8 protein-coding genes and 2 tRNA genes are annotated in these 10,586 nt (G+C 39.4%); 3 read left to right on the top strand and 7 right to left on the bottom strand.

The genetic code is table 11. The annotated features are described in order from the left end of the window. Positions 1–345: 345 nt before the first annotated feature. Positions 346–4,125, top strand: a complete 3,780-nt coding sequence (locus KBF71_08270) for a sel1 repeat family protein (GenBank protein ID MBP9878306.1) — start codon at positions 346–348, stop codon at positions 4,123–4,125. Here KBF71_08270 and KBF71_08265 read toward each other — a convergent pair. The 5 genes from KBF71_08265 to KBF71_08245 form a co-directional block, all read right to left on the bottom strand. Next, entirely contained in the window at positions 4,108–4,587 is a 480-nt protein-coding gene (locus KBF71_08265) for a tryptophan-rich sensory protein (protein MBP9878305.1), read from the bottom strand. The genes KBF71_08270 and KBF71_08265 overlap by 18 nt on opposite strands. Positions 4,588–4,876: 289 nt before the next feature. Further along, complete coding sequence (gene clpP, locus KBF71_08260) at positions 4,877–5,530, bottom strand: ATP-dependent Clp endopeptidase proteolytic subunit ClpP (protein ID MBP9878304.1); 654 nt, start codon at positions 5,528–5,530, stop codon at positions 4,877–4,879. A 75-nt stretch (positions 5,531–5,605) separates the two neighbouring features. Continuing rightward, on the bottom strand, positions 5,606–7,018 hold the full coding sequence (locus KBF71_08255) for a trigger factor (GenBank protein ID MBP9878303.1): 1,413 nt from the start codon (positions 7,016–7,018) through the stop codon (positions 5,606–5,608). An 88-nt stretch (positions 7,019–7,106) separates the two neighbouring features. After that, positions 7,107–7,191, bottom strand: a tRNA-Leu gene (locus tag KBF71_08250). A gap of 78 nt (positions 7,192–7,269) precedes the next feature. Next, positions 7,270–7,345: transfer RNA gene (locus KBF71_08245), tRNA-His, on the bottom strand. A 142-nt stretch (positions 7,346–7,487) separates the two neighbouring features. Between KBF71_08245 and KBF71_08240 the strand changes: the two genes are divergently transcribed. Both KBF71_08240 and glnA read left to right on the top strand, forming a co-directional pair. Next, a complete protein-coding gene (locus KBF71_08240) occupies positions 7,488–7,826 on the top strand; it encodes a P-II family nitrogen regulator (GenBank protein ID MBP9878302.1) in 339 nt (112 codons plus the stop codon). A gap of 26 nt (positions 7,827–7,852) precedes the next feature. Next, positions 7,853–9,283 (top strand): type I glutamate--ammonia ligase, encoded by a 1,431-nt coding sequence (gene glnA / locus KBF71_08235; protein ID MBP9878301.1) that lies wholly within the window; start codon positions 7,853–7,855, stop codon positions 9,281–9,283. 295 nt (positions 9,284–9,578) lie between these two features. On the opposite strand, the gene KBF71_08230 is transcribed toward glnA, so the two are convergent. After that, on the bottom strand, positions 9,579–10,301 hold the full coding sequence (locus KBF71_08230) for a hypothetical protein (protein MBP9878300.1): 723 nt from the start codon (positions 10,299–10,301) through the stop codon (positions 9,579–9,581). Between the two features lie 110 nt (positions 10,302–10,411). Continuing rightward, on the bottom strand, positions 10,412–10,585 hold the full coding sequence (locus tag KBF71_08225; protein MBP9878299.1) for a transposase: 174 nt from the start codon (positions 10,583–10,585) through the stop codon (positions 10,412–10,414). Position 10,586 lies beyond the last annotated feature (1 nt).

The following is a 10,586-nucleotide window of genomic DNA, read 5'->3' as shown; positions in this document are numbered from 1 at the left end:
TTGGTTCATTTTTGTGGCTCCTTCATAGTTTACTATTAAGTGAAGCCGTTGATAAATCTAATTTTATCATAGGCGTCCATACCATCACTCAGAGCCCTCCCTCAGGAGAGCGTGGAGTCTCTAGAATACAACAATAAGTACAGTTTAGATTGATACACTGCAGAGATTCCACGTCGTCCCTTTTGGGGACGACTCTGAATGACGAGATGGATGACATAAGTCTTGATTAATCACACCCAGAAAAACACCCCTACCCTTGTATTTAAGGAAGAGTTTCTATACAATAATGCAATTAGCTAAAGTTTCTTGCTCTTTATTTTTACTTTCACCTCATTCGGAATTCATATGTCACATATTCAGCCAATTCATTCAGCCTCTATAGATAATCCTGTTTATGGACCTCATGATATTCCAGATGCGGAGCTCATTCAAAGAGTCCATGACATAATCGACATAGATATTACCCCTGAGATGATTGATCTCTATAAAAGAGAAACAAGTAGCCTCGATGAATTTGACTTTTCTCTTTTACTCCATAGTTTGTATTGTAGTATAGATACAAGGCGGGCGGCTATCTATATAGCCTTGAAGATGTTAAAGAATGATAGTTTTTATAGTCACTTTCTGATCATGTATTTGTGTGAAACATCAATATTCGAGAAGCATATACAGACGACCATACCTCCAAAACACCCTGAAGTAAGGCGTATGTTAGCCATTTCATATTTGATTGAAAAAGGATTTCCTCAATTTACAGAACTTTTCATAAAATATTTACACCACTTGCCTCTCTTAGAAATATTTGATCTTGCAATGAGGGGGCATCAAGCCTATCAAACTCTCATCCAGCACATTGCACAAGTAAAATTGCCCTGTAAAGATGTAATGGACGCCAATAATATGAATGATTTCAAAAAAATGAAGGCACGATTTAATCACCTTAATTTTTGTAAAGGGACGAACTTAGATCAAAACCCTGACTATCTTAGCTTTATAGGCAATATTCCGTTATTAAAAAGCTTGGCTGATCAAGGCAATCCAAGAGCCTGTCTTCATCTTATCCAATCAGGAGAGTTTTCGGAGCGTTACCTTATCACAGCCATTGAGGGCGGAGAGCTAGAAGCAATCATTTATGTCATAAAGGATTCTAATCCAGTCCTTCCTTCAATTGATCAAGCAATCAAAGATTTAATCGGATATACGAATCCAACATCATGGGTTACGTGTACCAGAGAAAATCTCCGCGATAATACTCATCTATTAAGAAATGCCCGCCATTTTTATGTGATGTCAACCAATATAGATTCATCAGATATTATTGAATATCCTCAATTTAAACACCCAATACACTTAGAAAGAGAAGCCTTTATTTATGCCTCTTTAGCACAAGATACAAATGCAACATGTATTCTGGCAAATATTTATACGAATGGCCGCGTTGTGCAACGAAATATGGTGAAAGCTCTTGATTTACATTGCGAAGTTGCACGCAAAGCAGATCAAGAACTGTCTTACCAATTTGCAAAGTCATTTTATGATGTCGAAAAAAATTTCACCAAAGCAGAAATTGCCTTGTTTGACGAGGAACGCTTGGCAGCCGCCGGCGCATATTTTCTACTGGGTGTCATGTTCCTAAAAAATCCAGATAGCCGGGATAAAGCTATTGATTATTTGAAGCTTGCCTCAAAGGGAGCGTTTTTTCCAATCGCAATGAGACATCTCTTGAGATGCGCCCCTGATAAAGAAGCATTTGCTGATCTTCTTGAATCTATCATACGTGACGTTCCTGATCATGAAATGAAGACATTTGTGAATCATTATTCAACAGCCATTTACAGTCTTGATAATCGGGAGACTCCAGCCACTTCTTATTTTAAACATCGACATCAGCAATTGAGGGAGCCCTATTCAACAGCTGTCATAGATGCTGCTCGGAGAGGAAATTTTCAGGCCATCAGAGATTTTAGGGCCTGGGCATCAAAAGCAATATCAGACAATTACTTGCTTCCAAACTACCGACAGGCTTTGGATACTGCTTATGTGGCGTTTTTTCAATATTGTAAAGAGAATGTATCAGGTCTTCTGGCATTACAGGAGATCCTAGCAGATTTAGCAGCAGAACCTATATTCTTGAACTGTACAAAGAATCTCATTAATGAGATTCTTGAAGCTGCCAAAAAAGGTAATCTACGTGCATTACAACAAGTTTTTCATGCACCAAATCCTCATCAAAAAGAGCTGTTGAGAGCTTTCCTCATTGATAAAAGCATTGATCTGCCTGCGATTGTCAGACAGATTCCGCCTTCCTTTCGATCTCAATTAGAAAAGAGAGAAGTTGAATTGACGCCGCGGGAAAGTAAGTTAAGAGCCCTACTCTCTTTCTTTATCGGTCTCATTTACGCAGCATCTGCTGAAATCCGAGAAACCAGAGTCTATTTAGAGTGTGCGTTAAAGTCTCCGATGATCTTTGAAAAAGGAGCATGGCAGTTAGTGCCGCTCTATCTATCATCACCAATAGAAATGCTTGGGGGAAATGCTTGCTATTTGCTCGGTAATCATTTTATTGAAATAAAAGCGATCGATAAAGCCATTCCTTATTTAGAGACCTCTTACAAAGAGCATGACAATAAAAATGTTTTACCACAGCTTATTGAGTATTATTCCATTGTACCCCATCAAAATCTAATCAAAGCAAAACAATATCTCATTGATTTTTTGAAAGAGGAATATACCTGTGCTTCATATAACCAAAAACACCTCAAAGTTATACTGAATGACGCTATAATCTTGTCCTTGATTCGTGAATACATTGAAGAAGGAAATATTGACGCTCTCTATTATGCTGGTGCCTATGGAGAGACTTACTCACCGAAACTTTGGACATCATTTGAAACAAGGTGTGAGTACCTCAAGCAAGCGGCTATCAAAGGTCATCCCACAGCTTTAACAGCTCTCAAAGCTGAAAGAGACAAAGCACCTGAAAATAAGAAACATATACCGCAGCTTGCAATAGCTGAATATAAATTGGTTAAACATGCTAGTAACCCTTATATTGCTTTAGCTTGTCTGAGGATCGCAATAAAACTCGGGAGCCCTCAGGCGGCCTTCATGCTTGGTGAGGCTTATGTCCGTGGATGCTTCATCATTACCGGCCCACAAATTGACTTCAAGCAAGTGATTGATTTTGCTCCAGATCGCAATCTGGCAAAAGACCATCTAAACATTCTTGTCTTTAACGGTGATGCCCCAATTCATTTAAGAGCAGAGGCTTATTATTATCTAGGAGATTTAGCCTATACAGAGACTGAAAAGAGGCGAGATTTTCAAATCGCCTTTGAATATTTTACCAGGGCCGATCATATAGGATCACCCAGAGGCACTTTTAGCTTAGGCATTTGTTATTACAATGGTGATGGTGTCCTGCCAGACCAGAATCGAGGATATGTTCTTATTAAAAGTGCTGCAGAAAGAGGCGTCCGTCGAGCGCGGAAATGGCTGAAACATAAAGCCCGCCATGAAAATAGTCTACAAGCTCAACTTGATATTGGTCAAATTTACGCAAACAAAAAGAGATTTGATGATGCTCTGTTCTTTTTAAATCTGGCGGCAGATCAAGACTCTATCAGAGCACATCTTCAAATAGCCTCTCTCTATGAAGGCCCTTTGAACAATCAGCAAAAAGCAATGGCATGCTTTGAGAGAGCCGCTGATTTAAGTCATACGCCTTCAATGGAACGTGTTGCTCAGTTTTATTTTGAACATCCTAATCCTAACATTCAAAATTATCACAAGGCCTATTTGCAATATCGCTTTTTATCATATAATCCAACAAAGCCAGCCGAATATAGCTATCGCATGGGGCGGATTCTATTTGAGGGCCTAGGTCATATTTTCAATGGAATTCCTCGATATTTTGATGCTTTACCCGCCTTTAAAAGAGCTGCAAAAAGAGGACACGCTGGGGCTCAATTCATGGTTGGTAGAATGTATCATGAAGGTCTTGGAACGAATGTTAATCGTGAGAAAGCGATTCGTTATTTAAGACTGGCCGCGGATCAAAATCACCCGGAAGCTGAGGCGCTATTACATCGCTTGACAGTAGCACCTCTATTGAGGCAGATTTAATTGATAGAGATTCCAATTGAGGAAAAAGGCAAAGCTCACCCATAAAAAGTAGGGCAAGAAGAGAAGAAACAAAAGGCGTTTATGGCGCGTTAAGGCCATCCATAAACAGAGGCTGAGCCACAAAAGACACAGATCATAAAGTGCTAAATCGATGCGATGCAAATAAAAGAACAGCGGTGTCCAAATAAGATTAAGGGCAAATTGCACAATAAAGAGAATCACGAGCCCTTTGTTTTCTAAAGGCGCTTTCATGAGTTTCCCAAAAGCCGTTCCCATCATAAGATAGAGAATCGACCAGACAGGGCCAAAAACCCAGTTCGGTGCTGTAAAGCTTGGCTTTGAAATTGTTTCATACCAAAGATACGCATTTGGCTCAATGGCAAAACCAGAGACAAGGCCGAGAATAAGACAGAAAAAGGCCCAGAAAATTTCTGACTTATAGGTGCGGATAAATTGGCTCATAAAGAACTCCATGCTGTGTTGTGAATTGCTTTACTATAACGGAGAATTCTTTGCTAAAGAGTAAATGGTGGGGAGGTTGTCATTCCATTCCTGTTACCCCTCAGGATTGCCATATAAATTAGTGTCGTCACTCAGAGCCCTCCTTTTCGGAGGGCGTGGAGTCTCTAAAACAACAAATAAGTGCAGTTTAGATAGATACTTTGCTGAGATTCCACGTCGCCTCTTAAGGAGGCGACTCTGAATGACTGTATCTAATTGTCTGAAAAGAGACTATGTCCCAATTACTTAATCACTTTTCTTTCGAGCCCACATCCGCAATTGCTTTTTCAGCTTCTTCACGGGTTGTTACAACATGGTCAATCAGGCCGAAAGTCTTCGCTTCAGAAGCTGAGAAGAATTTATCCCGCTCCATATTTGTTTCAACAGCTTTCATTGTCTGACCTGTATGATGAACATAAATTTCGTTCAATCTTTTACGCAGTCTCAAAATCTCCTGCGCTTGAATCTCAATGTCGGTTGCTTGACCTTGTGCACCACCACGCGGTTGGTGAATCATAATCCGAGCATTTTCGAGTGAGAAACGCTTACCTGCTGCACCACCTGCTAAAAGGAATGAGCCCATAGAGGCTGCCTGCCCCATACAGACTGTTGATACAGGAGATTTGATATATTGCATTGTATCATAGATCGCAAGACCGGCCGTTACAACACCACCTGGAGAATTGATGTAGAATGAAATATCTTTCTTCGGATTTTCTGATTCAAGAAACAGAAGCTGCGCACAAATCAAATTGGCTGACTGATCATCGACCTGGCCTGTCAAAAAAATAATACGCTCTTTTAAAAGACGAGAGTAAATATCAAAGGCTCTTTCACCACGGTTTGTCTGTTCAATAACAGTCGGAACAAGATAATTCATATATTGTGAAACTGGATCAACCATTTCGTACCCTTTCATTTTTCTTGTTAGGCGTTTCGTGAGCCTTGATACTTATTTTCCATTTGATGTTTAGATCTCTTATTCAGAAGATGACATTAACTCATCCATCTTGACAGTAATTTCCTTAACATCTGATTTATCTAGAATGAAATCAATCACTTTATTTTCAAAAATTGGCGCTCTGAGTGAATCAATGAGCTTTTCATTCTTGCGATAGATTTCAAAAATTTGCTTTTCGTAACCAGGATATTGACGTGCTTGCGCAGATAAAGCTTCAACAAGCTCACCTTGCGTCACTTCAATCTTATTGATTTTACCAATTTCATTGAAAAGAAGACCCAGGCGAACGCGGCGTTCTGCAATTGATCTGATCTCATCATCAGACATTTTATCTTCAGCTGATGCATCTAATTTTTTTGCAGTTTTCTTTTTGCCCTTCGATTTTTCTTCCTCTTCATGATCGTGATCATGATTGCAATTAGGTCCGTGAACGTGTCCTTCTTCTCCATGTGCAGGATTTGATGACTTAGATTCCATATCTTTAATCGATTTGATTTCTTCTTCAACAATTGCTAAAGGCAGTGGGAATTTGAAGTGACCAGCAATCACGTCTAAAATATCTTTTTTAGAAGCCGTTCTGCTTGCATCTTTGTACATTTTTTCAAGATATGTGCGAATGTCAGTTTTCATTTCATCAAGAGACTTAGCTCCTTTTGACTTTGCCCATTCTTCATCAATTGTTGCGGCTGTTTTTTCATGGATTTCAAGAAGATCAATTTTGAAAACAGCTGGTTTTGAAGAAAGTGAAGCTTCATGATAATCAGCTGGGAACGTGACATTCACATCAAAGTGATCGCCAATTTTTTTACCAACGATTTGCTCTTCAAAATCACCAATAAATGATTTTGATCCAAGCTCAAGTGAGAAACTTTCAGCTTTCATGCCGTCTTTTCTTTCACCATCAACAGATCCATCAAAGTTGATAATGACAATATCCCCTGATTTAGCTGCACGTTTTGTTTTAATTGGTTCAGATTTTGCATCATTTTTTGCAATATCTTCTAACGCTTTTAGCACATCAGCATCTTCAACTTTTGCAACTTTTTTGCTAATTTTCAATTTTGAAAAATCTGCATCAGAAACTTTGATTTCAGGCATTGTTTCAAAAGCAACTTTATAAACAAGCGCTTGATCTGGCTTATAATCAACAATATCAATCTTTGGCTGATGAGCTGGCTCATGTTTTGTTTGTTCAAAAAACTCACGAAGAGATTTATCAATAGATTTTTCAAACACTTGTGAAGAGATTTCAGCGCCATATCTTTGCTCAACAATATGGACTGGTGCTTTACCTGGACGGAAGCCATCGATCTTCACTTTTTGTGTTAGTCTTGTGATCTCTTTTTGTTTTAACTCAAGCAAAGTGTCGACAGAAACTGCAATTTCAAATTCTTTACTTAAACCGTCATTTTTGAGTTCTTTGATATTCATAATCTTTACCTTATCTTGAGCTTATCTATGTTGATACTTTTTCATTTCTACGTTTTTGAGATCTCTAAACCACTTTCCGAAAGGAAAATGGTGCGGGTGAAGGGACTCGAACCCCCACAACTCTCGTCGCTGGAACCTAAATCCAGTGCGTCTACCAATTCCGCCACACCCGCAATTTCGTCAATTATACCCAATATAAATTTGAAATCAACACTTAAAGATTGACCTCAATTTAAGGCTTATTAACAAGATGGGGCGACGGACGGGACTCGAACCCGCGACCGCTCGGACCACAACCGAGAGCTCTACCAACTGAGCTACCGCCGCCATACGCTATACTTATGCCTGAACTTATTCCCTTCGTCAAGTGTTGTCTTTTATTTTTTTCATTTTTTTGCAAAAAAAATATTTAACTCGGGCGCCCTATACAATATACTACCATGAAGATGATATTTGAAACAGGACTCACATGAAAAAAATCGAAGCCATTATCAAGCCTTTCAAGCTAGACGACGTTAAAGATGCCCTTGAAAAAGTTGGCGTTAAAGGAATGACACTTACTGAAGTTAAAGGATTCGGTCGTCAAAAAGGGCAAACGGACTTCTACAAAGAGACAGATTATGTTGTCGATTTTCTACCGAAGCTCAAAATCGAAATCTTTGCTGATGATGATCATGTCGATAACATTGTTAAGGCTTTGATTTCATCAGCTCAAACTGGCCGCATTGGAGATGGTAAAATTTTTATTACCCCTCTTGAAAATGTGATTCGCATCAGAACCGAAGAAGCAGGAAGCATTGCGCTTTAAACACAACCATTTAAACCGAGGATAACATGACAAAAGCAAACCTATCAGAAGTGACAAAAAACAAGCTTATGACACTCTTAAAAGAGACAAACGCACAGTATGTTGATTTGCGTTTTACAGATCTTAAGGGAAAAATGCAGCATACAGCGCAGCATATTTCAACAATCGATGCTGAAACATTAGCTGAAGGCTTTATGTTTGATGGTTCATCTATCTCAGGATGGAAAGCAATCAATGAATCAGACATGGTTTTAATGCCTGATCTAGAGACTGCCTACCTCGATCCGTTCGCAGCACAGCCAACAATTGCTGTTTTCTGTGATGTTCTTGAGCCAACAACAGGCATGCCTTACTCAAGAGACCCACGCTCAATTGCCAGAGCCGCTGAAAAATATCTCAAGTCAACAGGCATTGCAGATACAGCATTTATGGGGCCAGAAGCTGAGTTCTTTGTCTTTGATGATGTTCGCTATAAAGTTGACATGAACCACAGTTTTTTTGAATTTGACTCTGAAGAAGGGCCTTACAACACAGGGAAAACCTATGCTGAGGGTAATATGGGACACAGACCAGCTGTTAAAGGCGGTTACTTCCCAGTTGGTCCAATTGATTCTCTCTCAGATATTCGTGCTGAAATGGTTTCAACACTTGCTGAAATGGGGGTTGAAGTTGAAAAGCACCATCATGAAGTTGCCCCATCTCAACATGAGCTAGGTCTTCGCTTTAACACACTCGTTTCAACAGCAGATAATATGCAGCTCTATAAGTATGTTGTTCATAATGTTGCTCATTCATATGGCAAAACAGCAACCTTTATGCCTAAACCAGTCTTTGGTGATAATGGTTCAGGGATGCACGTTCACCAATCTCTTTGGAAAGACGGAAAGCCTCTTTTTGCAGGCAATTCATATGCAGATCTATCTGAAACAGCTCTTTTCTACATCGGCGGCATTATCAAACATGCACGTGCATTAAACGCCATTACAAACCCAACAACAAACAGCTACAAAAGACTTGTACCTGGGTATGAAGCGCCTGTGCTCTTGGCTTATTCTGCACGCAATCGTTCAGCTTCTTGCAGGATCCCTTTTGGCGTAAGCCCAAAAGCAAAACGTGTTGAAATTCGTTTCCCTGATCCTTCAGCAAACCCATACCTAGCATTCACAGCGCTATTAATGGCTGGACTTGATGGAATTCAGAACAAAATTCACCCAGGTGAAGCGATGGATAAGAACTTATATGACCTTCCGCCTGTTGAATTGCAAAACATTCCAACTGTGGCAAGATCTCTGCGTGAGGCTCTTGATTCACTTGAGGCAGATCATCAATTCCTCCTCCGTGGTGATGTTTTCACAAAGAATATGATTGAAGGCTATATTGCTCTGAAACGTGAAGAAGTGGATGCTTTTGAAACAGCCCCTCACCCAATTGAGTATGCAATGTATTATTCTGTGTAAGGAATACTATACTGCTACGAAAATCGCTCTACCGTTATCCATGGCCGATCATACAGCAATTATACAGAACGTCATTGCGAGGTAGGTTACATATTTCCTTGATGGAAAGGGTAAAAGTGCCGTCACTCAGAGGGCTTCTACAGAAGCCCGCCTGTCAGGCCAAAGCCTTGGCGTAGGCTGATGGAGTCTCTGAATCTTTCAAAAGGAATTGCACTCAATTCTTAATTAACTGAGATTCCACGCCACCTCTTAAGGAGGTGGCTCTGAATGACGATTCATATTCATTCTAATAATCTCACTCTTCAATCTCGTACTTACGTACTCTTTTGCCCTTCACAAACTTTTCAGGATGGTGATGAGAGGGCTGCACAACATCAGGCTCTTCAGCGAAAAGAACATTTTTTGGCTTTTCTACTAAAGGTTTATTGCCGATGACTTTAGCGACAGATCCTTCATTTTTAACTTTATATCCGTCTTTTGTCATGACAACGCCCAAATCTTTAAAGAATTGCATCCATTTTGTATAGAGCTCTAGTGAGCCTCCACTCAATTTGATCTCATCAACTTTTACAGCAAAATCAGCATAGGCTTGATATAAGTCTGATTCAGAAACATGGCGTCCTTTGATATGATCCACTAAATTTTGCAGAAATGATTTAAAAGCAGCAACGAAACCATTGCCCTTTACCTTTTCTCGATCCAATAAAACCATAGCAAATTGTAAATCCTTCAGGCAATTATCCAAATCACTATCTCTATGATTGCCACGCGTAAACAGATCCTTGGTGTCTTGAATCACATGCAATGTAAAATCACGAACAACTGCATGCAGTGTTGATGATTGAACAATATCAAATTCCTTCAACTGATGCTGAACGGCTGATAAATTTTCAAATTTTTGACCGAAATAGAGTCGTCTCATCCCAGCTTGAGTGTTTTCCACATTATACTTTTGTAACTTTTCTTCCGCTAAGCGAACTTCTGTCGATGTAACAGGTAATGTTTTTGCGATAGGCATTTTAACCTCCTCTTTTTATTCTCTTTTTCTAGAATAAATCATTTAAATAAAATTGTCAATATATTTTATTTAAATGATAAAACAAAGAGATGCCTAGGTAGTGTCGACATTCACTTTAGCCACAAATAAATAGCAGATAGAAGAACAAAAGCCATATGAGAGACCGCCAATTTGTCATATCGCGTTGCTACTCTTCTGAAATGCTTCATTTTATTAAACATACGCTCAATTTGGTTACGCTCCTTGTATAAATCTTTATCATACTCTCTGGGGGTTTTTCTAATT

The organism is Alphaproteobacteria bacterium (genome assembly GCA_018063245.1).
Lineage (GTDB): Bacteria > Pseudomonadota > Alphaproteobacteria > JAGPBS01 > JAGPBS01 > JAGPBS01.
Note: the sequence above shows the minus strand (reverse complement) of the source record. Positions and strands in the feature narration are given on the sequence as shown.

Coding starts and splice junctions, on each gene's coding strand:
- KBF71_08270 (MBP9878306.1), top strand. CDS start 346: ATGTCACATATTCAGCCAATTCATTCAGCCTCTATAGATAATCCTGTT.
- KBF71_08265 (MBP9878305.1), bottom strand. CDS start 4,587: ATGAGCCAATTTATCCGCACCTATAAGTCAGAAATTTTCTGGGCCTTT.
- clpP (MBP9878304.1), bottom strand. CDS start 5,530: ATGGTTGATCCAGTTTCACAATATATGAATTATCTTGTTCCGACTGTT.
- KBF71_08255 (MBP9878303.1), bottom strand. CDS start 7,018: ATGAATATCAAAGAACTCAAAAATGACGGTTTAAGTAAAGAATTTGAA.
- KBF71_08240 (MBP9878302.1), top strand. CDS start 7,488: ATGAAAAAAATCGAAGCCATTATCAAGCCTTTCAAGCTAGACGACGTT.
- glnA (MBP9878301.1), top strand. CDS start 7,853: ATGACAAAAGCAAACCTATCAGAAGTGACAAAAAACAAGCTTATGACA.
- KBF71_08230 (MBP9878300.1), bottom strand. CDS start 10,301: ATGCCTATCGCAAAAACATTACCTGTTACATCGACAGAAGTTCGCTTA.